Annotated in this window: 16 protein-coding genes; 9 read left to right on the top strand and 7 right to left on the bottom strand. The window is 62.9% G+C overall.

All coding sequences use genetic code 11. The features are described 5' to 3' along the window. The first annotated feature begins 127 nt into the window (after positions 1–127). On the top strand, positions 128–2,599 hold the full coding sequence (locus tag H6718_02060; GenBank protein ID MCB9584147.1) for a hypothetical protein: 2,472 nt from the start codon (positions 128–130) through the stop codon (positions 2,597–2,599). Between the two features lie 35 nt (positions 2,600–2,634). Here the strand turns inward: H6718_02060 and H6718_02065 are convergent, their stop codons facing one another. The 5 genes from H6718_02065 to H6718_02085 all read right to left on the bottom strand — a co-directional run bounded on the left by H6718_02065 (position 2,635) and on the right by H6718_02085 (position 10,382). After that, complete coding sequence (locus tag H6718_02065; GenBank protein ID MCB9584148.1) at positions 2,635–4,578, bottom strand: serine/threonine protein kinase; 1,944 nt, start codon at positions 4,576–4,578, stop codon at positions 2,635–2,637. A gap of 23 nt (positions 4,579–4,601) precedes the next feature. After that, positions 4,602–5,699 carry a glycosyltransferase family 4 protein gene (locus H6718_02070; protein ID MCB9584149.1) on the bottom strand — a complete coding sequence of 366 codons (1,098 nt, stop codon included), beginning with the start codon at positions 5,697–5,699 and terminating at the stop codon, positions 4,602–4,604. Positions 5,700–5,755: 56 nt separating this feature from the next. After that, complete coding sequence (locus H6718_02075) at positions 5,756–6,559, bottom strand: HEAT repeat domain-containing protein (GenBank protein ID MCB9584150.1); 804 nt, start codon at positions 6,557–6,559, stop codon at positions 5,756–5,758. A gap of 316 nt (positions 6,560–6,875) precedes the next feature. After that, positions 6,876–8,993 carry a TIGR04551 family protein gene (locus tag H6718_02080; GenBank protein ID MCB9584151.1) on the bottom strand — a complete coding sequence of 706 codons (2,118 nt, stop codon included), beginning with the start codon at positions 8,991–8,993 and terminating at the stop codon, positions 6,876–6,878. A 159-nt stretch (positions 8,994–9,152) separates the two neighbouring features. Then, on the bottom strand, positions 9,153–10,382 hold the full coding sequence (locus H6718_02085) for a protein kinase (protein ID MCB9584152.1): 1,230 nt from the start codon (positions 10,380–10,382) through the stop codon (positions 9,153–9,155). A gap of 151 nt (positions 10,383–10,533) precedes the next feature. Here H6718_02085 and H6718_02090 point away from each other — a divergent pair, with 151 nt between their 5' ends. The 6 genes from H6718_02090 to H6718_02115 all read left to right on the top strand — a co-directional run bounded on the left by H6718_02090 (position 10,534) and on the right by H6718_02115 (position 19,696). Next, on the top strand, positions 10,534–12,054 hold the full coding sequence (locus H6718_02090) for a thrombospondin type 3 repeat-containing protein (GenBank protein MCB9584153.1): 1,521 nt from the start codon (positions 10,534–10,536) through the stop codon (positions 12,052–12,054). A 94-nt stretch (positions 12,055–12,148) separates the two neighbouring features. Further along, complete coding sequence (locus H6718_02095; GenBank protein ID MCB9584154.1) at positions 12,149–12,673, top strand: TlpA family protein disulfide reductase; 525 nt, start codon at positions 12,149–12,151, stop codon at positions 12,671–12,673. 1,104 nt (positions 12,674–13,777) lie between these two features. Continuing rightward, positions 13,778–15,832, top strand: coding sequence for a bifunctional aldolase/short-chain dehydrogenase (locus H6718_02100; GenBank protein ID MCB9584155.1), 2,055 nt, complete (start codon positions 13,778–13,780; stop codon positions 15,830–15,832). Between the two features lie 185 nt (positions 15,833–16,017). Beyond that, entirely contained in the window at positions 16,018–17,028 is a 1,011-nt protein-coding gene (locus tag H6718_02105) for a hypothetical protein (protein MCB9584156.1), read from the top strand. Further along, positions 17,025–17,684 (top strand): redoxin domain-containing protein, encoded by a 660-nt coding sequence (locus tag H6718_02110; GenBank protein MCB9584157.1) that lies wholly within the window; start codon positions 17,025–17,027, stop codon positions 17,682–17,684. Before H6718_02105 ends, H6718_02110 begins: the two co-directional genes overlap by 4 nt. 125 nt (positions 17,685–17,809) lie before the next feature. After that, positions 17,810–19,696, top strand: coding sequence for a hypothetical protein (locus H6718_02115; GenBank protein ID MCB9584158.1), 1,887 nt, complete (start codon positions 17,810–17,812; stop codon positions 19,694–19,696). A 154-nt stretch (positions 19,697–19,850) separates the two neighbouring features. Here the strand turns inward: H6718_02115 and H6718_02120 are convergent, their stop codons facing one another. Both H6718_02120 and H6718_02125 read right to left on the bottom strand, forming a co-directional pair. Beyond that, positions 19,851–20,453 carry a TlpA family protein disulfide reductase gene (locus tag H6718_02120; GenBank protein MCB9584159.1) on the bottom strand — a complete coding sequence of 201 codons (603 nt, stop codon included), beginning with the start codon at positions 20,451–20,453 and terminating at the stop codon, positions 19,851–19,853. Between the two features lie 298 nt (positions 20,454–20,751). Beyond that, complete coding sequence (locus H6718_02125) at positions 20,752–21,462, bottom strand: TlpA family protein disulfide reductase (protein MCB9584160.1); 711 nt, start codon at positions 21,460–21,462, stop codon at positions 20,752–20,754. 451 nt (positions 21,463–21,913) lie between these two features. Between H6718_02125 and H6718_02130 the strand changes: the two genes are divergently transcribed. Continuing rightward, positions 21,914–23,455 (top strand): hypothetical protein, encoded by a 1,542-nt coding sequence (locus H6718_02130; protein ID MCB9584161.1) that lies wholly within the window; start codon positions 21,914–21,916, stop codon positions 23,453–23,455. A gap of 304 nt (positions 23,456–23,759) precedes the next feature. Further along, positions 23,760–24,989: a hypothetical protein gene (locus H6718_02135; protein ID MCB9584162.1), complete on the top strand. Its 1,230-nt coding sequence runs from the start codon at positions 23,760–23,762 to the stop codon at positions 24,987–24,989. The last annotated feature ends 20 nt before the right edge of the window (positions 24,990–25,009 follow it).

The following is a 25,009-nucleotide window of genomic DNA, read 5'->3' on the forward strand; positions in this document are numbered from 1 at the left end:
CCGTCAATGGCGCAAGCCCTGGATATCTGGCCCCTTGATGCACTCCGGGTCGATCTCGCCGGGTTCGCAACCTACCGAACTTAGAGTCCTTTTTACACTCCGGGTCGGTTTTCGCTAAGGTGGAGGGATGGCGGATGTCGTCGCAGCCTACCTGGATGAGCAGGAGCTCGGACGTCCCCTCGCCCGCGTCGAACTCAAGGGCAAGCTCGCACCAAACCAGTCGGCGAAGCGCGTGGTCCTGTGCAGGACCACCAAAGGTCTCTGGCTTGTGGCCGCCAGCTCGCGCAAGGACGGTCGCTACCTCGACGTTCTCGCTCGTAGCGCGCTCAGCTACCGCGTGGGTCGCGTCGCCGATTACCTCGACCTCGGCGGCCTGGCGTTCCGGATCCCAGCGGGGCGAGGTGCGGAAGCCCGCGAGCAGATAAGACTCGCCCGCCTGACCCGCGATGCCAACGACGCGCCACCAGCCCAGCTCGACTTCACCGCGGGGGAGCTGGTTCCTAGCGTGAACGAGGAGGAGCGCCTCGCGCTCCAGAGTCGCCTCGAACCACAGGAACTCCTCCTTGCGTGGCTCCCCACGGCAACGAACATCGCGATTCGCTCCCCCGTGCTCGAAGATGCCGAAGGCACTGCCCACTTCCTGCTCACGGATCAACGTGCCGCGTTGATCGCGATTTCGAGCGTTGGCGACATCAAGCTTGAGAACGTCGAGCGTGGTCGGCTGGAGATCCTGGAGAAAGGCCGCGAGCTAACGCTCCGGTCGGCGCACAACGAGTGGAAGATCGCCAACTCACACAAGCGCCACTACGCAGCCCTGGAGCGCGCATTCCAAACCATCGGAGATCAACGCATCCTCCGCGTCGCTCAAGCTGAATGGGAGCTCTCGAATCGCTCGAGTGCGCCTCGCAGCGAGCGACTGCTCCGTCACCTCAAAAAAGAGGGCACACACACCAACAGGCTCGAGGCGAGCGTAGCCCTGGGGTTTCTCGAACTCGCGCGAGATCGACCGTTCGAGGTCCAAGACCTGGCAACCAGCCTCACCGCGGCGCCCGCTGAGTTCGAAGTTGCCGCGAGGATTTGGCGAGGTTGGGAGTTCAACGTGGAGAGCGCTCGAGCGCTTCTCGCTCAGCTCGATCGGTCGCAAGATCGACTCGCTCCGTGGGCGCTCGCGCTGCACCGGGAGGTACATCGGAGCGTGCTCAAGGCCCACAAGGCTCGTGACGACCAGGACCAACCAGCGCTAGCTGACGTCGAGCTCGCTCAGCACTTGCTAGACGCTGGCGAGGGGCGGGAGGCCGAAGCGCTCCTCAGTGCGCGCCTCGAGCGCCTGCCGAGCGAGGAGCTTGACGACCTGCTCCCCGCGCCAGATGCCGATCTCACCCGTGGAGCAGGAGGTCAGACGGTCCACATTCGGCTGTATGAGCTGCTCGCGAGGGCCCGCGAAAATACGCCGGAGGCGGCGGAAGCGATCGCGGAGCTTGCCCGCCTGCAACCGTTGGTTCCCGCCCGTTTGCGGGCGCTTTCCGCAAGCGCCGGCGCGTCTCTCGCGGCACGTTCGAACGACGCGCTCGAGTGCTTGGGCCCCGGAGGCCTCGCGCCGGGGGACCGCACGGAAACAGTCGAGGTCCTCGCGCTTCCGAGACACCTGGTCGAGGGCGTACTCCCTCACCCGCTCGCCCGCACGGGATCCGCGCTTGTCAGCCGTCTCCAATCCTTGCTTGCGCAGGTCGAGGTTCCGGATCTTGGCGTGCTGCGTGACTACTGCGAACGCATTAGCAGCAAGGAAACCGACGCCTCGCGCGCGCTTCAAGCAGCGTCGACTGCGCTCGGGATCGCTGGGGTAGAAGGCTACATCTCACGGGGCAAGAAGAGCATCGGAACCCGAGCCTACGAAGGCAGTCCCTCGTTCGTGCTGGTCGGAGGAAGGCATCTCGAAACCGATCCAGCGTTCCGCCTCTCGCCCCTAGAGCTTCGCTTTGCGCTGGGAGCCGAAGTCGCTCACCTCCGCTACGAGCATACCCGGGTCACCTCCAGCGAACTCTGGGCCGGTGCACTGGACGCTGGCAAGCAGAGTCTGGACCTGGCGCTCGGCGTCTTGCCATTTCTGCGCGGCATAGGTGTCGCCGGTCGCATCGGACAGCTAGCGAGGCGCTTCCAAATGGAGGATGTGCAAAAGGTCATCAGTGGTGCCCGGGCGGTGGATCGACTGCGAACGTCCTACATCACTGGCAAGCCTCCCGCGCCCGAACCAGAGGTGGACACGTCGGTCATCACCGCCCCCAATGAGGCACTCATTGCCGCGCATCGCGTCATGCAGCTGACTGCCGACCGCGCGGGATTGGTGCTTGCCGGTGACCTTCGAGCGGCTCTAAGGGCGATGTTTCTCGTTCGCCCTGATTTCCGCGCAGAATTAAACAGCGTTGAACAACATGGTCTTGCGGACGTTCTAGGCAGGCGGACAGAGGACGGCAGCATGGCGTATCAGGACCTCGCAGTGCGCATCGCCGCACTGATCACCTTCTATCTCTCCGAAGACTACGCAAGGCTCCGTGGAGCGCTCACGGGACGCAGCAACTTGGTGCCCCAGCTCACGCAGTAGCCGTACCGCGCGTTCTCTTTTTTTTGGGGGGAGGTTCAGAAGCGCGGCTCAGGGCGCTTCTGTACGGACTGCAGGGCATCGGACAGGTCGTTCCCGGAACGCAAGCAAGGGTAACAATCTCCAAGCTTCAGGAAGCCGCAGCCCTTCTTCACTGCCAGCTTCTGCAGCACGCGGGTCGAGCGCGTATCGCCGTGTAGCGTGGCCTCAGGCAGTAGCTTCTTGTAGTCGTTGCACGCCCGCGCGTCGCGCAACGACATTGCGACGCGCAGCGCTGGTGAGAATTTTGCCTTCATCTCCGGGCTCTCGAGCAGCGATTTGGCTAGCGTCGTCTGCTCGTTCTTGGCTTTCGTCGCGACCCAGATGTCGTAGAGCATGTCCGCCCCAACGCTCCCGAGGTGACGCTCAGCGATGGATATGGCGAGGTTGCCCGTTTCCGCATGGTTGGCACCGGCTCGTACGTGGCCGATGATCGAGCGATTCTTCGCGAGCTTGCTGTCGAGCTTCAGGGCCCGGTCGTACGCCTCCAGGCCTTCCTTCGCGCGGTTGTTCGCGGTGTAGCCTTGGCCTAGCGCCAACCACTCCTGCGCGGAGCGATCGTCGGCGGGACGCTGCTCGAGCTTCTTGATGGCGTTGATGTCGCCGGTGGAAGCGCTAGCGAGCAACGCCCTGACGTCGGGATCCACCTTGGCGGTCGCCGTCGCGGTGCCCCCGTCGATGTCACCTTCTGGGTTGCCAGCGGCAGAACGGCCCGAGGAGGGCCGGGCGGCGATGAAGATGATGCTCGCGAGGAAGGCTCCGAGAAAGAGTAACCCTAACCCCCCAACCCCAAGTACGACGAAGGGGACTCGTACCCCGGGCATTCCCCGCACCCGATCCACGAGGCTCATGGGGCGGCCGACTGGATGGTTCAGTACGGTCTGGGCGGAGGTCTGCGCGGCGACGCTCGACGGAGGAATGAGCGAGAAAGACGCGGACATCGGCGGCACGCTGGCGTGCAGGATTGATGAAGGGTCCTGCATCAGGCGCCCCAGAATGGAGTCTAGTTCCGCGAGGAAATCCTCTGCGCTCTGCAAGCGATCATCAGCATTCTTCTCCAGCTGGCGCGCGACCAGCGCGCGGAGCTGGGGGTCGATGTGCGCCGGCAACGGATCGGGGACGACAGTGATCTGCTTGGCCAGGATGGCGCCAATCTCGTCACCATCGAATGGCAGCGTGCCGCTCAACATTTCGTAGAGCATCATGCCGACGGTGTAGAGATCCGCGCGGCGGTCCACCGTCTGCCCAGCAGCCTGCTCGGGTGCCATGTACTGCGGCGTACCAAACACCGTTCCGAGCTGAGTAAGCGCGGGGCCCCCCTTGCCCGTGTCTAGCTTGGCGATGCCGAAATCGAGCACCTTCACGTGCTCGATGCCCGTACCGCGGTCGATGAGCATCACATTGTCGGGCTTTAGATCGCGATGAACGATCCCCGCGGAATGCGCGGCGGCGAGCGCGTCGACGATTTGCCGCGCTATCACCAACGCGCGCTCTTGAGGAAACGGGCGCTGAAGCTCGAGAGCCCTCGAGAGACTTTGGCCCTCGACGTACTCAAGCACGAGAAAGAAGCTGCCGTCGACGAGTCGCCCGAAGTCGGTTGCCTTGGCAACGTTCGGATGATCGATGAGGCCCGCTGCGACTGCCTCTCGCTCGAAGCGAGCAACGACCTCTGAGATGACCGTCAGTTCGCGGTGCAACACCTTCACCGCAAACGGCTTCTTCATGTGCACGTGTTCCGCGAGGTACACCGCGCCCATACCGCCTTCGCCGAGCAGCTTCATGATCCGATAGCGCTCGGCGACGATCGACCCGATCAGCGATTGTGCTTCGGCTTCTGAGTCGAATGAGGTGAACGAGCCGCGGAAGCTCTCGATGGCTTCGCCGGAGTCGGGGATCGACACAGGCGCGCTCTGCAAGCTCTCCGGGGCACCCTCGTCACTCATCATTCCGACCCTATTCCGCAGGTTCAGGCCGTCAAGCGCAGCGCGCGCTCGTACAGAAGCTCATACTGCTGAGCCACCCGGCGGGCCGAAAATCGCTCTCGGACTTCGCCCTTCGCCTTCTCGATCAACTCGATTCGACACTCCGGGTTGTTCGTAAGGCCAACACACGCCTGCACCAACGCATGGGGATCACGAGGCGGTACCTGACAGACGCTCTCCAGGTCATCGAGGGGACCGCCGGAAGCAACGACAATCGGAACTCCAAGCGCCATCGCCTCCAGCAGGACGATGGGCAAGTCCACCTTCCCCCTCAAGTCGTCCACTGGGAACAGCACCGCACTGCTCGTCGCGATCAGCGGCAAAATCGACTTCAGCTCGCCAGCAAAACGCACCCGGAGTGTTTGGAGGCGGCGTTTCATCGCAAGTTCGATGTGTTTGGCCGCCGCTGACTTCTGGCGGCAAGCGAACACAACGAACGCGTCTGGAACACTCCGGGTCAATTCTTGAGCAGCCTCCGCCACCACCTCTGCGCCGCTGCTGGTCTCCCAGTCGCCCGGGTAGACGAAAAGCGGGGCGCTCGCGGGTACGTCCAACTCCAAACGCATCTCGGCTTGAGCCTCGCGGGACACCTGGGCGATCGCCCCAACGCAGGGAGGCACGACCTCCACCCTAGGCGCCCTGGCTTCTGCCATCAGGCGCTTCGCGGTCCACGTGGACTGGGCCACGACAATGTCGCCGAACAGCCACTCGGACGCCCCGCGAAAGCGTTGGGGCGGTGATGCCACGGTCTGGACCGTCGGGATCCCCCGCACGCGTCGGGCAACTCTACCCACACCGCTGCTGAGCGCGTTTGGGGCAAAAACGAAGTGCCAAACGTCGGCAGCACTGCTCCTAAGCAGGTGGACAGCTGCACGCGCGTTGTCTGCGAACGGAGGCGAAAACCCGCCAGCGCCTCGATACACGGGAACCGTCACCACGCCCGCACGCTCGTACACTCCGGGTTGCCCCATCACCAAGGGTTTGAAGGCCTGAAGCTCGCCGGACAGGTCCCGCACGAGACACTTGGTGCCGTCATGGAACGGCGGGGCAATGGGCTTGGAAACGAACAGAACTTGGCGCACGAACTCTTCTAGCGGCTCAAGCTTTCCGCTCCAACCCTGGAACCCGGAGTGTGAGGCTAGTCGTTCGCAGCTGCATCCAACGCCTCTGGCGCACGTCGCATCGCGCTTTCCACCGCGGCCATCAGGACCTCACGCCGGAAGCGCGACATCGCCCGCTTGTTTTTGACTTCGCTGGCGGCGACGCGCGCGGTGGCGCTGCCGGAGATCTTCCCCCGGATCGAGCGACCGGGCATCGTGTGCATGATGTATTCGACCTTCACGGTCACCACGACTTGAGAGCCCTCGTTGTGCTTCTTCATCGTCGCGAGCCGTCCACTGACGAGGACTTGAGGCAGCTTCGATGATTGCTTGCTGCCGTCTTCCTCGATCAACACTCCGGGAAGGGCGGCGAATTTCTCCCGGCTCGCAAGGTCAAGCTGCTTCATGACCGATCGGGACCGTGTGGAACTGCCGTTGGTCATCTTCCCGATGCTGACCATCACGCGTGGCTTGTTGGCGCGGCTCTTCTTCGCGTCCCGGAGTGCGTCGATGGCAGCCTTGATGGCGCTTCGGACAGCGGCCGACTTGTCCTTTTGATGCTTGGTCAGCGCGGGAATTGCGTCAGCATCGCCGAGCACCTTCAGCGCCGCCGCTGCCGCCGCTCGTACCGCAGCGTTGCCATCGTCCAACGCCTCTTCCAAATGCGGACGGGCCTCGGTGTTCTTGGTCTTGCCGAGCTCAAGGGCAGCTTGTACTCGTACGCGGAAGTCGCTTCCGTTGTGCAGCCGCTCGGCGAGGCGGTCGATATCCGAGTCGGCGAGCGCTGAGATACTCAGGCTCAGGATCATCAACAGCGGCGCAAACAGGCGGAGGAACTTCACGAACGTGGGAGGGAGCAAGTGGGTTGGTGGGCTCACAGCACCCTAGACGGCAGGGGGCGCCATGGGTTCAGTCCAGGTTACGTAAGCCTAAGCTGAGCATCCCCAAATCCCGAGGCAATTTCCCCGCCCGGGGGTCAAGTTTCTCCCACAGCTGCACTACTCTCGTACACTGGGATCCGGAGCCAATCGGAGTCGTTCGGCCCCCCAAGACCTACACGACCTCACCCATTTCCGTGCGTAAATAGGGAGCCCCAAATGCAGAAAGTCCCGAAGCACTCTGCACTCCGGGACCTTCAGCGGGCTGGACGATCGAGCCTCAGAACATGATGCCCATGTACCAGCGAAGGGCCTGCGCCGTGCTCGTATCAGCCGCGCCCGAGTTCTGCAGACTGTCGCGCAGCGTGTCCGCCTCGAGTTCCTGATAGCCGAGTCCGGCGAGCGGGAACAGAACGCCCCACTCGAGCATGGTGTAGAAGCCACCCATCTTGTCCGGATCGTCGTTGAGCGCACCGTCCTTGGACTGGAAGTAGAGCTTCAGATCGAGCTCGACCCCGAGATCTCGAGCGTGGCCCGGCGTCTGCACGAACTCGCTGGCACGCGTCCAGATGACGGCTGCCCCGCCGCCAAGCTTTTGGCCGCTCGGCTTGCGCATGAAGTCGTAGTCCACGCTTGGGCGGAAGTAGTAGCTCCCCTGAACCCGACTCAGGATGTTGCGGTTCAGGATCAGGTCGATCTTGTAGTTGGGGTGGAAGCGAAACGTGCTGATCGTGTCGTCGCCGAATTGGGGCTGGAGGCCCTTCGCGATTGGACTGATGCCCTTCACGTCCGGATCGCCACTCGCCCAACCAAACTTGAACTGCAGTCGCAAGCGATCCTCGACCAGTTTCTGCTCGAGTTCGGTCGCCAGGCCCCACATGTTGATGCTCTGGGCGGAGCCACCATCGGCGGCTTGATTGCTGTCGATGTCACCTTGGATGGTTACGAGTTCGCCCTCGAATCGGAACTTCTTGTAGAGCAGCTGTACCCAAAAGTCGGGGATCCAGGTCACCGCGCCTCGACGGACGAATCCGCTGTTGGCGCGTTCATCCGCGGAGCGGTCCAGCGCGTTTACGTTGGGCGTCGTTCCAGACAGGTCGTTCGCTAGCACCTGACGCCGGTGAACCACGTAGGCACCACCGTTGAGAACCAACTTGCCCTGAGCGAGCTGCAACTTCTGAAGTTCCGGATTCGTCTTGCGCACCAGGACGAACACGTACTGATCCACGTCGTCGAGCTGCCCCAGATCGTAGGGCTGCCCCTCCGGGTTGCCGAGCGTCTCGCTCGTTGCACCTTCGTTCGTAAAGTCCCAAGCGCCAGCCAGATACAGGTCGATCGACTTCAGACCCGTGAGGAACATGATGCGGTCAGACGTGGACTGATAGTCATCGTCGTACCCGTCGCCAGCGTTGGCCGAGATCCCTAGACCCCATTGGCTGGGCATCCGCCCAAAACGCAACATGCCCACGGGGGTGAGGTACTCGCCCCAAACGCGCTTCACGCGGATGGAATCGCGGAGGCTGTTTACCCCTGCTGACGGCGGCTCCTGTGTGTTGTCGAACGCTCCGAGAGGAGCGTATCCGCTGCGCTGGTACACGCCGCCGGTGGAGTCGACGGCGTAGCCGTTGGGCGTAGAGCCGAGAACGAGGTTATCGAGAAGATCAACCTGGCTCATGATCCGCAGGTTGTCCGAGATGTGAAGCTCAGGGTTCAACCTGAACCTCATGTTTGCTCCGGCCTGCGTCTTGTTTTTGCAGGGGTACGTCGCGTCGGTACTTGTCCCGCCGGAACTCTCCGGCGATTCCTCTGCTGTACAGAGCGCCGGACCATACTCGTTCGACGTTGTGACGTAGTGGTTGTCGATGGGCATCGGCCACATCGCAAAGTTAGGTTGATCGATTCGACCCAGGCTGAAGTTGTGGAACAGTTCCGCGCGCAAACGGTAGTAGCCGTGTAGCTCCAAGACGGGACGCGCGTGAGACCACCAATCTTCCGCGTAGACTTCCTCTCCGTCAGGCCCTGCGGAAGCCTTCGGCTTCGTCTTGGCGGTGGGACGCTGGGAGCCCTGGGCGCGAAGCGCGCTCGCGTCACCTTGCGGGCGTGGGAACACCGATAGCGGCGATGGGGCAGGTGCAGCGGGAGCGTCTTGCCCGGGTTGCGCATCGCCGTCGTCGCCAACGTCATCCCCCTCGTCGGCATCGTCGGCGTCCGCTTTGGGATCCGTTTCATCCGCATCATCTTCGTCGCCGTCGGTGGCGCCGGCAGTTGGCGGCTTGGGCTGCGCAGTAGCAACGGCCGGCAGCATCGCCGCGTCCAAAGCGAACCAGCCGAGGGCTGCGACGAGGCTAAGAAGCGAAGCTTTGCCGAACCGAGAAACTCTGTGCGTCGGGGCGTGCATCAACGCGGATCTCCAGGAAAAAAGGTGGACGTGGCTATTGCACGCGCGGCTTCGGAGTGTCAACGCGCATCCCGCACCGGAGCACTCCGGGTTGGTGGGGGAGTACCTTGGCGCCCACTTCTGCTCGCAGAAGTGCACTCCGGGTCGTCTGGCGGGCCGCTATTCTGGGGGTTCTGGGGGCTTTTCCCCCCGAGAGCTCTCGCCTGAGCCGTACGCGGCGAACATTGCAGTCCGGAGTTCCTCACCCTCGGCTCCACCCATCTTGGGGAGCGGCTGAGTACCCATGGGGCCTCCCAACTTGCCCGCTGACTCCTTGCTCGGAGGAGGCGTCGCTTCCAGCTGCTTGCTGAGCGCGCGTGCGTGGCGAGCGAAGTCCTGCTGAACCTCCCACCCTGCGCTGTCCAGCCCAAGTGCCTCCCGAAACGCCTCGCCGAGTTCAATCGCAGACGCGAATCTCAACGCCTTGTCCTTGGCCAGGGCGCGGGCCATCAGCACATCCAGGACCGGTGGGGCCGATGCGACGTGATGGCTGACCGGGGCGGGTGTTTCTTCGAGCTGGGCCGTTCGGATCATGATCTCGTTTCGCTCGGGCCGATCGAAGGGAGTGGTGCCCGTCAACATTTCGTAGAGCACGATGCCCGCACTGTAGAGGTCGCTCCGCGCGTCAATATCCCCGGCTGTGACCTGCTCCGGCGACATATACGCCCCGGTTCCTGGTGCCATCCCACCGGTCTTCCTGGCTTCATCAGCCGGCACGCGAGCGATCCCAAAGTCCGTCAACTTGACCATCCCGTCGCGGCGGATGAGCACGTTTGCGGGTTTGACGTCGCGGTGGATGATCCCCAGTGCGTGGATGCTCGCAAGCGCGCCGAGCAACTGCGAGAAGTAATGCCACGCTCGAGCGAACGGCAGGCACGGCAGCCTCGAGTTGCGCTCCTTCAGCAGGCGTCGTGCGATGATCTCGCTCAGCGCCTGGCCTTCCACGAGTTCGATCACGATCGCCAACTGCTGCCCGTCATCAACGAGTCCGAAGAAGTGGACGATGTTCGGGTGGTTGAGGCGCTCGAGTGCCATCGCCTCCCCGAGGAAAAGCTGCCGGGGCCGCTCTCGGCCGCGCAGCATGGGATGGAGTGCTTTGACAGCGACCGGATGAGGGTGAGCCCCTCCCTGCGGACCGTCGGGGTTGTAGTAGAGCCAGCCCCGATGCACGACGCCCATTCCGCCCTCACCGAGGCGCTCTCCAACGATGGCCTTTGCCCATCCAAGATCGAGCTCGGTGCCGTTCGAGATGCGACCAGTTGTGTCGGGCTTGGTTAGCGCGAGACCACAGTGTGGGCAGAACTGACCGTTCGCATCCACGACACTCCGGCACCTCGCACAGACAGCCACGGCCCTACGATACCCGTTTGGTGCTCGACAGAGTAGAGATGCCCCCTCGGCGCTTTGTGAATGAATTCAGAAGAGCGTTGCTACCGGATGGAGGACTGGCCTAGCCTAGTCTCTAACTAGAATCATATCCTCTGGCCGGAATCTCGAGAACATGCGTGATTTGCTCCCTGCTCCCCCCGCGACCTCCCCGTCCCTGAAGCTCGCGTCCCACGTCACCATCGCACTAGCGATGTCTGGCGCTTGTGTACTATCGGCGCCCACCGCCTACGCACAGTCGACGGATGGCGAATTCTCGATTCAGCGCTTCAACCCCGCGCCGGGTCCCAGAAACTATTTCACGACCCGGGGAGCCCGCGTCGACGGGGAAATGGCCTGGAGCGCTGGTCTCTTCGCGAACTATGCCTACCAACCCTTCGTGGTTCGCAGTTGCCGCAGTGAAACGGACTGCGACTCCGCCAACGCGGTGTTGCAGGACGACGTGAAGGTCGTGGAGAACCTCTTCACCGCGGACTTCATGGGCAGCCTCACCCCCATCCCCAGACTCCAGTTGGGTCTGCGAGTGCCCGTCACCTACGTTAAGGGACAGGGCATTGGCGACAATGGGGGCGCGAGCGATGATGGGCTGAGCGCGGTGGGAATGGGTGACCTCGAAATCGAGGCCAAGGCGCGCGCATATGGGGAGGTGAAGGACCCGTTTGTGGTGGGTGCCTCGCTCTTCGGCACAGTCAACACGGGGAGCATTACTGCCGAGGGAAATTACATCGGAGACAACACGCCCACCGTGGGCATTCGTGGGATCTTCGACGGCTCGGAAGGTCCTTTTTCCTTCGGTGGCAACCTCGCGGCGGTGTACCGGGGAACCGGTCGCGTTGGCTCGACGGAGCTTGGCCCTGAGTTTCGCTACGGAATTGCCGGAGGCTTCAAAGTCAGCCCAGTCCTGCGAATCATCTTGGATGGGTTTGGCGGTACGAAGTTCAGCGCCAAGAACGGAACCAACTCGTTGGAGGTCGATGGCGGAATTCAGGTCACGCCGCTCTCCTCGAACATCGCTATCTCGGCGGGCGCTGGCACGGGGCTGATACAGGGGATCGGCGTACCTGCGGTGCGCGGCTTTCTTGGCTTCACGTTCATCCAGGAGATGAGCGACAAGGACGGCGACGGTATTCGAGACGAAGATGATCAGTGCCCCACGGTACCGGAGGACCTGGACGGCAAAGAGGACACCGATGGCTGTCCGGATGGAGACAACGACGGAGACACGATCGCTGACGCGCAAGACAAGTGCCCCACGGTACCGGAAGACCCGGACGGTTTCGAGGACACGGATGGCTGTCCGGAAGACGACAACGATAAGGATGGCATCAAGGACGACGCAGATCGCTGCCCGAACGAGCCAGAAACCAAGAATGGCTACAAGGACGAGGACGGCTGTCCAGACGTGCCTGACACGGACAACGACGGTGTGCCGGACACCAAGGACAAGTGTCCGAACGAGCCCGAGGACACCGATGGCTTCCAAGACACGGACGGCTGCCCCGACCCGGACAACGACGGCGATGGCATCCCGGACAATGCAGACGAGTGCGTCGATCAGCCAGAAACGAAGAATGGATTCCAGGACGAGGATGGGTGTCCTGATGAGGCCGAGGATAAGAAGGGTAAGAAGAAGTAGTCCTTCGGCGCCGCCAACCCCACTCCGGGTCGTGTCGGCCGCCGCGCTCGGCCGAAATCGCACTCCGGGTCGTTCTTTGGAGTAGGCTATCCAGATGAAACACTCGGTCTTCTTCCTCCTCGCCGCCCTCGCCGTCAGTTCGAACGGCTGTGTCAAAGGCGGCCCCGATGCTGAGAGCGCTTCTGCCGACCACCCTCTACTGGGCTCCGAGGCACCGGCATTTCAGCTGAAGCGGTTCAACGGGGCTGAGTCGCTCAGCCCTGGCGCCAGCAGGGGGAAGGTCACGATCGTTGATTTCTGGGCAACCTGGTGCGCGCCCTGCAAGGAGTCGTTCCCCGCATACGAGGCGATAGCGAAAGAGCATCCCGAAGACGTCGTGGTGATTGCAATCAGCGAGGACGAGAAATCAGATGGGATCGCTGCGTTCGTTGCGGAAACGGGAGTCACCTTCCCAGTCGCTTGGGACGAGGGGCAACAGGTCGCGAGCCAGTACGACCCCTCAACGATGCCCACCAGCTATATCCTCGATCGGAATGGTATCGTTCGGTACGTCCACGTCGGCTTCAACTCAGGTGACGAAGAGACACTGCGAGCGCAGGTCGTGTCACTCCTAGAGTAGGCGACCCGCGGCTGGCGGAACGGAGCACTCCGGGTGGAAGACTGAGGAGTGGTTCTGGCATGGCGCACGCCGGCCTTCGCCGCTGGCGGCCACCCACCAATACTCCCTACCGGCGCTGGCATCGGATGCTACCGGGTTGGCACGTCGTTTGGAGATGCCTGAGCGTGACTACCCCCCGAATCGTGTGCGAAGGCGATGTTGTGTTCGCATCCGCGCGTTGCGTTCAGCGCCAGTTCCTGCTTCGCCCCGACCCGCGTCTTACCGCAGGGATACGATACCTACTTGGCCACTACGCGAACAAGCATGGAGTGCAACTATACGCCGCATGCGTAATGTCTTCCCATCTCCATCTGGTATACCGAGACCAACGCGCCCGAGGGCCGTATTTCCTCAGAGATTTTAACCGAGGAGTAGCGCTACTGGTCCAAGCCTTGTACGACTGGCGCGGTGGAGTTTTCGAGCATAGGCCCTCGCAAGTACGGCTGCTCACGCCTGAATCGGTTCTTGCGAAGATCGCCTACACGCTTGCGAACCCCGTTGAATCCGGCGGCGTTTCGCGAGCCGCAAAGTGGCCAGGGCTCTGGATCCCTTCCGGAAGTAGAACCGCAGAAGTTACTCGTCCGTCTACGTTCTCCCCAACGAGTCGGCTTCCCGAACGCACCAGACTTGAAGCACGAGTCCCCGATGCTCTTGTCGAGGCATACGGCGAGTCGGTCGCAAGGCGGCAGCTGTCGCTCGCGTTGGCGCGCGCGGAGAAGCACAACAGGCGCAAGGTCGCGGCAACCGGCGGGACGTTCCGGTCGCCACGCCTTTGCACGCGGTTGCCGCCCACGTCCCGATCGGCGCGACGCGAAGCAAAAGGCAGGCGAAAGCCGGGCTACTCCGCACTCGGGGCCAGTGAGGATCGGTTGCAAGCCATTCAGGACGACAACCGCGTTTTCCGCCGGCGCTACGCCGAGGCGCTCGCTCGTTTCCGCGCGGGTGAGCGCGACCACCTCTTTCCGACTGGAACCTTCGCGATGAGGTGGTCATTGGCGGTGGCTATCGAAGGCGAGCGACAGATAGCAGGTGACGATGAACGTCTGCTTCGGCAGGATGCTGCCGATGGAATCCCTTTGGACGTCAGACGACGAAGCGGCCTACATTCGGCGCTACGCGGCCACGGGCTGCCCACCTGAGCTCGCTACCAGGGTTTATACATCTCACCTGCTCGGTCGTCGCCCGGATCTTGTTCTTCACGGTGGCGGTAACACCAGCGTCAAAGCGACCGCTCAGGAAGTCGACGGTCGGATGTGCGAAGTCCTGTTCGTGAAGGGCAGCGGCTGGGACCTTGCGTCGATCGAGCCAACTGGCTTTCCCGCGTGTCGACTCGAGCCGCTGCTGCGACTCTGTGAACTCGCAGAATTGTCCGACGACGACATGGTCAAGGCGCTGAGATCGCAGATGCTCGACGCCAATAGCCCCACGCCGAGTGTGGAAGCGCTCCTCCACGCGCTTATTCCTGGCAAGTACGTCGACCACACTCATGCAGATGCGGCGCTGGCCCTTCTGGACAGACCCAACGGACGCGAGCTCGCAACGGAGGTCTGGGGTACCGAAGCGCTCGTGTTGCCCTACGTCATGCCTGGGTTCGTGCTTGCCCGCGCCGTCCATGCACTCCGGGATGATCCTGGGCTGCCAGCGGCTGGCTGCCTCGTTTTGGACAAGCATGGTGTCTTCACCTGGGATCAAACCGCTCGGGCGAGCTACGACCGCATGATCGAAGCGATATCCAAGGCCGAAGCACGACTGGAAGTTGAAGCGCGGGCGCGGACCTCGAGAAGCGCGGAGGTGCCACACGGAAGTGCGAGCGTGCGAAACCGCATCTCCGTGAGTGTCCGAGGCGAGATCCTTCGCCAGCATCCTGATTACCCAACAGTTGGTACCTGGCTGTGTGAAGGTGCTCCCCTAGCATTGGCAAACCACCCCGAGGGCCCCAGCATTACTGTCGGTCCCCTCACCCCCGACCACGTGATTCGCACGAAACCGTGGCCCCTCTGGCTGCCAATCGATGAAGGCAAACCTCTTCGATCACAGGTGGAAGCCGCGCTCCGCGACTACGCGCTTCGCTACAAGCGATACTTCGACGCAAACGTCGACGGCCGCGAGTTGCGCCGACTCCGGGCGACTCCCCATGTAGTCTTAGTTCCTGGCCATGGGGCCTTCTGCATCGGCACGAGTGTTCGCGATGCCAAGATTGTAGCCGACATCTATACCCACACGGCGCGAACCGTATTGCGCGTGGTGGAGGTCGCAAAGTTCGAACCAGTCCCCGAGAGCGAGCTGTTCGAACTGGAGTACTGGAGCTTAGAGCAGGCAAAACTGGGCAAGCGATCGTCCGGTCGTCTGGGAGGCCGGGTTGCCGTCGTGACAGGCGCGGCTGGTGGGATCGGAGAGGCGACGGCGAGGGCCCTTCTGCTCCTGGGATGTCACGTCCTGCTCAGCGACCGCGACGAATCGAGGCTGGCTGAATGCCTAGGCGCACTCCGGGTCGAATTCGGTGAGAGGGTGGCGGGATGGATGTGCGACGTGACGCTCGCGGAACAAGCTGAGGAGCTGATTTCGCATTGCATCGAGACCTTCGGGGCTCTCGACTTCGTGGTGAGCAACGCGGGCTTCGCTCCGACGGGGTTTCTTCACGAGCCCACCGGCGACCGTAACCTTCACAAATCACTCCGGGTGAATCTGTTGGGACATCAGAACGTGGCTAGCGCCGCTACCCGGTGGCTGATCGAACAGGGGGCGGGTGGTTGTTTGTTGTTCAACGCGTCCAAGGCTGCGTTCGCACCTGGACCAGGCTTTGGCCCCTATGCGGTCGCTAAGAGCGCGTTGGTGGCTCTGATGCGTCAGTACGCCATCGACGCCGGACAGCATGGAATCCGCGTAAACGCTGTGAACGCGGACCGCATCCGGACGGGGCTCTTCGGTGGCGGAGTGCTGGAGCAGCGAGCCGCGGCGCGCGGGCTCACCCCCGCCCAGTACTTCCAACAGAACCTTCTGCATCGCGAAACACTCGCCACGGATGTTGCGGACGCGTTCGCCTGGCTCTGCCAAGCCAAGGCGACAACGGGCGCTGTGATAACGGTAGACGGTGGAAATCCGGCAGCTTTCCCTCGATAGAGCCCCCGGCGATCGAACCATTGGCCTGGCTACCCGTAGGCCCTTTCCGATCGTTGAGTCAGACTGGACAGGTACTTGCTCTCGGCGGACGTCCGGGGGACTCGACCCAACATCTCGTGTTGAGTATGGGACGAAGGTGTTTGAGCGGAGCGCACTCCGGGAGAGTGTGCGGCACAGGAGGAATGATGAACCGCATCGCAATCTTGGTTTGGCTTACGGCAGGAGCCCTCGCGGGTTGCTCGAGCGACGGGGGCAACGAAGCCTCGGGCGGTAGCAGCGGTTCTGGCGGGAGCGGAGCTGCGGCGGGTAGCACCTCCGGAGGCACGGGTGGAGCAGGTGCCACGGGCGGAGCCGGCGGGTCCGCAGGTGGAGTCGGAGGTTCCGGGGGCTCGACGCCGCAGTGTGCAGACGGCCCCGGCTACGCGACAAACCCGACGCCCTCGCGCGTTGATCAAGTCCTCGCCAAGGTGGTGAATCCGCAGGGCGCACCAGTTGCCGATCTCTTGGCTCAAGTCTGTGGAACTGACTTCTGCGTCAACGGCAAGACGGACGCGACGGGCGCCGTGGTCACCTGTCAATCGGGAGGGCAGATCTGCACTCCGGGTATCAACCCTGGGCAGGACATGACGCTGCCAGCATTCAAGTACGGTGCGGGCCTAAACTTCGTGAAGTTTGCGTACCCGTTGCCGTCCGGCACAACCCAGTTCGATCTTGGGACCCTAGCCATTGTCCCGCTCGGTCCTCCCGGATCAGGCCAAACGCTGACCTCCGGCGCGACGGTCACTTCCAACGAAGTAGAGCTAACGCTTGCGGAGAACACGGCCGTCAAAATCGACCAGCTCACATACTTGACAGAGGATGAGCAACAGTTCCGCGCGGTGGTATTCGACCCCGCCGACGCGCCGGACGCGGTGGACCCGAGCCTCAACCTCGAGCTCCTCGTCGGGACCACTCCGATCGAAACTGAATTCTGTCCCGCGGCCACACTCAGCCTTCCCAACAGCAAAGGCTGGGCCGCGGACGCAGACGTCGAATTCTTCGTTCACGGGGTGTCGATCGAGGAGGAGTGGGCGCCCTACGCGGGCTGGGCGAAGGTATCTGACGGGAAAGTTTCATCGGATGGCACCAAAGTGGTCACGAACGACGGTGAAGGCATCCCTCATCTAAGCGTCATCGGCGTGCGCCTGAAGCCATGAGAATCGCGATTGCGATAGTCGCACTGGCGGTGGCGACGCCACTTGGTTGTGGCTCGAACACGCCGGAAATCCCGCAAGAATACCTCTCCGGGTCTGGCGGAACTGGCACGACCACCACCTATCCCGCGGGACCGTACGGAAGCGAGGAGGGGGACACCGTCAGCAACCTCAGCTTCTCCGCAGGCTGGAGCAATCCCAAGGCGGTTGGCTACGACCTGGCTCAACTGGACGCAACACCGCTGAGCCTCTCGGATTTCTACAACCCGGAGAGTGATCCTGACCTGCCGGAGGTGCTCCTCCTCAACACCGCCGCCCTATGGTGCCAAGCTTGCCGAATTGAGCATGAAGAGCTCGACACGAAGCTCGCCGAGTTTGGCGCGCGTGGCCTGGTGATATTCAGCACGCTCTTTCAGGACCTTCAGAGCCAGCCTGCCCAGCCGATCCACCTCCAGATCTGGGCTGAGCAGTTCGAGGTGGCGTTCCCGTTCTTCCTCGACCCGGAGTATCAAATGGGCGCGTTCGCCCGTGCCGAAACGGCACCGCTCAACCTGCTGATCGATCTACGCACGATGAAGATCCTCAAGAAAGTCACGGGCGAAGGTGGCTCGGTGATCTGGCCTCTCGTCGACGAAACCCTCACTGCCCGCGGCCGGTAGCGTCCAGCATGACAACCAGACACCGGAGCACCCGGAGTGTTGGACACCCGAGGTTCCCGCTACCCGCGTCCGCGAGAAAATGCTCCCGGAGTGTGATCCCCACCAGAAAATGCTCCCGGAGTGTGATGGTTGGGGTGGGAGCGATGGTGTTGCTCGGATCCGGCGAGGCAGCGGCGTTCGAAGCAGGGACGCTGGATGAAGAACCCGTCCAGGTTGACGTTACGAACGCCGCCAGCGTCCTCTACAACGCAAACAACCGCGACTCGCGTCCCAACGACGTCACCCGTGCAGCGAACGACGACTGGGGTCTTTTCTACAACCGTCTCAACCTGCAGGCGGCCAGTGGCAAGTGGCAGCTAGGCCTGCGCCTCGACACCGCGTGGTTTTATACGAGCCCAAACGCTGTAGAAATCGCGACAGATCTCGAGCGGGCCCGCCCCCGTCCACTCACTCCGGGTTCACTTTCGCCGCCCGACTACTTCCGTCAGCGCTTCTACGAGGCGGGTGGAGAACTCTCGAACCGCTACATCAACTGGACGTATCCGGCGAAATACTACGTTGGCTACACGTCGCGAGACGTCGAGCTCACCTTGGGAGACTTCTACGCGCAGTTCGGCCGCGGTTTGGTCCTGAGCGTCCGCAAGCTGGACGAGCTCTCGAGCGACATCACAATCCGCGGCGTCCGCTGGACCAGTCACCTGGACATCGACGACGCGCGCATGAAGCTGACGCTACTCGGGGGGGAGATGAACCCGCTCCGCTTGGACGAGGCGAGCGGTCGCTATCTCGGCGTGACCAGCGACGTGACCCCCGGCTTCCTCACGGTTACGGAGGCAGGCATGCCTCGACAAGTCGAGACGGACTTCATTCCGTCTGCGTCCGCCACCTATGCACCTGATCGGATCGTCGGTGCACAGGTCGAAGCTGGGCCGAATCAGTTCACGTTGGGCACCCAGGGTGTCGTGCTGTTTCGCCAGGATGCACTCAACGCGGACACGGTCCGCACTGCCAAGACCATCTTCGTCGGGTCCCAGTCGCTCGACATCCCGCAGGTGGGTGACTTTGGCGCGGCGTACGTCGAAGCGGCGGTTCAGAGTCTTGACGGCCCTGCAAACATTGACACCGGGCACGCGCTCTACGCTTCCTTCAACATATTCGCAGATCCAGTGACCATTCTCGTGGAGGGGAAGCACTACCGTCGCTTCTTCCCGCTCAGCGCAAACGTCGACCTGAATCATGCGCGCGAGTTCAACCTGGTGCAGTACAACGCCCCGCCGACGACGGAAGTCTTCTACAACGATACGCAGTTCGAGACGTTCAACGTTTGCGTTTCCGGGGGGAGAGCGAAGACCGACTTCCACGCGGGCAAGGACGAAGACCTGTTCGCGTGGTTCGGCTACTACAACACCTGGAGCGAGTCGGCGAGCAACGACCAGTGCGACATCGCCGATAGCAAACGAAACCGCGTGATGGACGCTGCGATTGGTGGCGAGTTCACCAGTCAGCAGCGCAAGAGTCGGGCTAGTGTGACCCTCGGCGGCCGCCACGACGTCGCCGATCGAGATCTGCAAACGGCTGGCGGCGACCAGACCGACATCGCCTATCAAGAAGGCTACCTGCGCTACGACATGGTCCGCTGGATTGACGGCCCCTACTCCATCCAGTTTCAAGGGTGGCACCGTCGACGTCGGCAAACCCTGGGAGGACCCGAAGGTGGCTGGTGGGAGGGACAGCACCTAACGGGCTTCGAGTGGGCCCCGCACGTCTCCCTCGCGTTCGGCGTGGAGTACAACTCGAACGAACTCTTCGCGGCCGCAGACACCGCAAGCCCCCAGGAGCTTCCTGACGTAACGCTCTACTTCAACGGTCAGGCAACGTACCGAATCGACTCCGCATCGAGCGTGAGCCTGTTCGTCGGACAGCGACGAGGAAGTCTGCGTTGCGTGGGCGGTGTCTGCCGCGTTTTCCCGCCATTCGAAGGCGCTCGGCTGGACGCAACACTGCGCTTCTGACGCAACACTGCGCTTCTGACGCAACGCTGCGCTTCTGATGCAACACTGCGCTTCTGACTGCTGGACCCACCTCCCCGCTTTTCCGCGAGGAGGTGCATTCAGAGCGGGCGACGAGACAACGTCGCTCGGCGGCCAAGTCGATTCAGCAGACGGTTCAGCGAGACAGCGCGGCTTCGATGTCGCGCTCGAGGGTGTTGGCATCTCCGGTAACGTAGCCCTCTTTCTTGGTGATGATGCGGCCGTCACGCCCAATCAACACGCTGTAGGGCGCGCTGGTCTTGGGATTGTACAAGGCCACCACCCGCGTCTCCTTGTCGAGCAGGATGGGGAAGGACACGCCGAGCTTCCTCACTTCCGTGCGGACTAGCGAGAGCGCGTCGGGCCCGTCGATAGAGACGCCGAACACGACGAACCCCTTCGACTTGTACTTCTTGTACAGCTCATCCAAGTGGGGCATCGCCGCCATGCACGGGTCACAGAAGGTCGCCCAGAAGTCGACGAGGATGACGTTCTTGCCCAAGTGATCGCTCAAGCGCACCGAGCTGCCGTCGAGGGTCTCCAGCTCGAAATCAGGCGGCTTGGCGCCCGTCGGCTCCGCGCTTGCTGTAGGCGCGCTGGAGGTGTCTGGCGCAGGACCCTCGCTGGAAGCGGTTTCAGGCGTCTGCCCCGCAGCCGTCGGCCCCTGCTGTGCCCCGCCGCACGCGGCTAGCAGAAGTCCCAAGCTCAACCCACCAATCCAGCGCTTCATCATCACCATCTCCTTTGCTCCGGGCTTACCACATCGCGCGACGGCCCACGCTCAACTTGTCTCTAGCGTATGCCCACAATCCCAAGCGGTTGCTTCAAGGCCGCACTTCGCTCGAAGTCGGGGCTCCTCAGACAGGCGCCAGACGCGTGCCGCGAGCGAATGAATGAGCTTCTTTGGGGGTGAGGCGCTCCTCGAGCCAGCCCGGGCGCCCTCCAGTAAGCACCCATCCGGGGCGCCTCTGAACAAAACGCAAACCGCCACCAAGCCTCGCGGCAGGGTGGCGGCAGCGAGCCGATGCGCGCTCAGCTCAGAGCTTGTTCAGCTGAGAGTCGATCGCATTGAGCAGACCCTCGGTGTCTCCGCCCGGCAACAGCTGGATGATCTCCATGGTCTTGGCGTTGACCAGGGTGTTGTTGGGGATCGCGTCGATCGAGAACAGGCCACCAAGCTTGAAAGAGGTGTCGACGACGAACGGAAACCCAACCTCGAAGGACTTCACCCAGGCAGCTCCGTTCGCCGGCACCGGCGGATCGTAGTTGTTGTTCTCCATCAGCGAGCCGAAGAACATCACGCCCTTCTCCCGATACTCTGCGAAGGTGCCGTTGGTCTTGAAGTGCGAGTACTCCGCCTTGCAAGGTGAGCACCACTGGGCCGATGAGTTGATCAGGAGGATCTTGATGCCCTTGCTTCCGTCGGGATCATAGAAGTCGGAGAGCTGCACGGTCTCCATCCTCTCGACGTCGTACTCCGCCGCCTGGGGGTTGCTCCAACCCTTGAAGCGGTAGTTCGGCAGCACGGAGTGGAGCTCGGTACCGTAAGGACCCTCAGGGTAGTCCGCGAGGTACTCAGGCATGTCCTCAGAGCTGGAATCACCACCAGTCCCTCCAGTGCCCGCGGAGACTTGACCCGGCTGACCTTTCTCGAACGGTGTGCCGTCCTTGATCGTGTCCTCGCCGCCACAAGCCGCAAGCAGGCTACCTGCCACCAAGGTCGAAACCAGAAGTCCAATCGTGCGCATCGAAACACTCCAAACGGATGAGTGAGTTACCAAGCCTGTTTGCACAGTACTCGGGGGGTGCGGGCCGTCAAGCCGGGCCGCGGGTGAGAGCATAGCGCATGGGTTGCCAAGTGGGAGAGCGGAACGGCGACATCCAGCGTTGTTTCACACTGTCTCAAACGCCGCTCCTCTCCCCCAACCCCGAGTCCGAAACATCCAAGATCACTTGAAATGCACACGGCATTTTCAAGATTCGGCCTGCGTCTCGGAGAGTAACCCGACACAAGCCCGAAATGGTTTGGCTGGATTCAGCACGCCAAGACGGGCGCGAATTTCCTTTAGCCATCAAGCTTCCCCATCACGCGCCCAAGCAACGGGCGCTTGACGCTTGGTATGTCGCTCGTCTCGCGGTAGTACCGCGAACCGCTTGGACCCGCGTTCCCTCCGGGAACCCGTCTCTCCTGAGGATCTCATGCAGCACTCGATCTCCCGCTTGGCATCGTCTCTTAAGTTCACCGCGCTCGCCGCAGTCTTCGGCTTCGTCGGGCTGGCCTCTGGCTGCTCCAGCGGCACGGAAAAGTGCGGTGGGGTGGAGGTCGACGGCCAGTGCTACGCCAAGTGCACGGACAACCAGTGCGTGGAGGGCAACCGCTGCGTGCCGGACCTCGTGTCGGGTATCTCTGGCTGCGTGCCGCCGTGCGGCATCCAGGACGACTGCGCCGTCGGCACGAACTGCGTGAACGTGAACTTCGGCGAGGCGGACAGCGGTCTGTTCTGCGTGGCCCTGCTTGGCGGCAAGACCGGTCAGGATGAGGCCTGCTCGAGCAACGCGGACTGTGACACTCGCCGCGGCTGGAAGTGCCTTGGCGACGCCGAAGGCAACGACAAGAGCTGCAAGCTGGAGTGTGACCGGCACGCGGACTGCTCCGAGGGACAGCTCTGCACCACCCACTTCGTCGACAGCGACACTCAGGAAGAGGTCAACGCTTGCGTCACCGGTGCCTGCACCAGTAACGCAGGCTGCGATATCCAGCCCGGCTACCACTGCATCGACAGTGAGTGCGTGCAGGCGGAGTGCGTGGAGCACTCCAACTGTGTTGGCGGGATCTGCAAGACCGATGGCAGCGACGCCGACGGGAACACGGTCAACTACTGCGCGGCCGCTCCCAGTGGCGAAAAGCGCGGCCCCGGCGAGTACGGTAGCTCGTGTCCTGGCGGCGCCGCGGATTGCGCGGACGGCTTCCGCTGCTTTGGGCGCGGCGAGGGCGATGTCTACAGCTACTGCACCGAGTTCGACTGCAGCCAAGACAGCGACTGCGGCACGGGCTTTCATTGTGGTCGTGTGCGCGTCGGTGACGCGCCCTGTGCGGACACCTGCACGGGTATCCCCGGGGATACGGCCGCGGGGTGCGTCCCCGCAGCGGACATCGGCGCGGGCAAGAAGTACGAGTGCGGGGCGCTCAACCTGATGCGCAACGTCTGCATCAAGAACGAGTACTGCGCAGAGTGCCAGACCGACGAGGACTGCCTCGGCGAAGCGAACCAGATCTGCGCGAAGGGCCCCGACGGCAAGAAGCAGTGCACGGTGGCGTGCGACCCGAACGTCGACAGCTGCCCGTGGGGCGCCGCCTCGGAGTGCAAGGTCTTCGATACAGACCGCGGGATCGCGACCTGTGGCCACAAGTTTGGCGCCTGCACCGGCACTGGCGCGGGCTGTGAGCCTTGTGTGGATGACGGCGACTGCGGGCCCCAAGGGATCTGCCTCGACAGCAGCTTCACCGGAGAGAAGTACTGCCTCGACCTGAGCTTCACTTGCGACTGCACCGGGCTTTCCAAGAGCGACATCCCCCAGGCCTGCAAGGGCGGCGGCTGCCCGAAGACTCCGGGTGGGCTCGACATGTACTGCTTCGGGTTCCTCAACGACCCGACCAGCCCCATCGACAACAAGTGTTACGGCGCGAACTCGAACACGATGCCGTTCTCCTCGCCCCAAATGGGCTGCTACCCCAACTGAGCGAAATCGCTCAGCTTCAAACACTCCGGGTGCTTCTCCAAGGCACCCAGAGCGAGCACTCCGGGTCGTTCTGGTGGCGCACCCGGGCGTCGGGATTTGCACTCCGGGTCGCTTTGGCGGCGCAAACTGTCACAGCTTGAGGCAGCGAGTTTGCGGCCCGGAGACTGTGTGTGCCGCAAGCGTGGCCCTTGCAGAAGAAGCGGGTTAGCCTTGCATCCGCATTGGGGTACGTCCGTCATACGACGAACGGGGATGGGGCCCGCTCTGCGGGGTGACCTCAGTTAGAGAACCAAGGAGTGCTTAGATGTCGAAGAAGATTCGTGGGTTTCACCGGCTAGCAGCGCCGGCACTGCTCGTAGGCTTGGTGATTCCGCTGACCGGCGGTTGCTCGAGCGATGCGCTCGATCCGACCAGTTGCGCGGCCAACCTGGAGGCAAAGGTCGACGCACTGCAAGGTGCCGCTGATGCTCTCGTCCAGGTAGCTGGAGAGATGAAGGTATCGGTCGGCGTGGCCTGCAAGGGCATCGCAATGGCCGGTGGCGAAGATCCGGGTGCCGATATCACCGCGGAGTCGTCCGACGAGGACCTGCAAGCGGTCTGCGGCAAGGCTGAAGCGGCAATCACCGCAAACCTCAGCGCTGCAGGCAGCGTGAGCCTCACCATCGAGGGTGGGAAGTGCGAAGTCGCCGCTGAAGCGCAGCTCAACTGCGAAGCCAACTGCTCCGTCGAGGGTGAGTGCACCCCAGGCAGCATCGAAGCTCGCTGCGATCCGGGTGAGCTCAGCGTCTCGTGTGAAGGCGAGTGTGCTGGTGGCGCCACCTGTGAAGGCTCCGCCGAGGTTGCAGCGAACTGCGACGGCGAGTGCTCAGGCAACTGCGTGGTCGAAGTTACTGGTGGCTGCGAAGGCACCTGTGAAGGAAGCTGCGACGGAACCTGCAGCGCGATGGACGGCCAGGGCAACTGCGCGGGCACCTGTGAGGGCACCTGCACGGGTACGTGTTCCGCGCCGAGCGGAACCGCTCGCTGCACCGGACAGTGCACCGGTGAGTGCAAGCTCGCCGCTGACGCCAAGATCGAGTGCGGCGCCGAGGTGAAGTGCAAGGGAACCTGCAACGGCACGGCAACGGCGCCGAGCTGTGAAGCCAACCTCGAACCGCCGGAGTGCAACCTCGACGCGGACTGCCAGGCGGGCTGCGAAGGCCAGGCAAGCCTGAAGGCTGAGTGCACACCGCCCAAGGTGACCTTCAACTTCAGTGGCAACGTGGACGCGAACTTCGTGGCCGCACTGGAAGCGAACCTCCCGGCGCTGCTGAACGTGGTCGCGAAGGGTGAGCTCGCGGTGAAGGCGGCGGGCGATGTCGCCGTGAAGTTCGGCGAGGTCGTGGTCGAAGTGGGCAAGGCTGCTGGCTGCGTGGCGAAGTTTGGCGCCAGCCTGGCCGCCAAGGCGGAAGCCTCGGTGAAGGCCAGTGCCTCGGTCAGCGTGTCGGTGAACGCCTCTGCCAGCGCAAGCGGCAAGGCGAGCAGCGGCGGCTGATCCTCAGGGCCAAGCAAGTC

It is taken from the genome of Polyangiaceae bacterium, assembly GCA_020633205.1.
Taxonomy (GTDB): domain Bacteria; phylum Myxococcota_A; class Polyangia; order Polyangiales; family Polyangiaceae; genus JAHBVY01.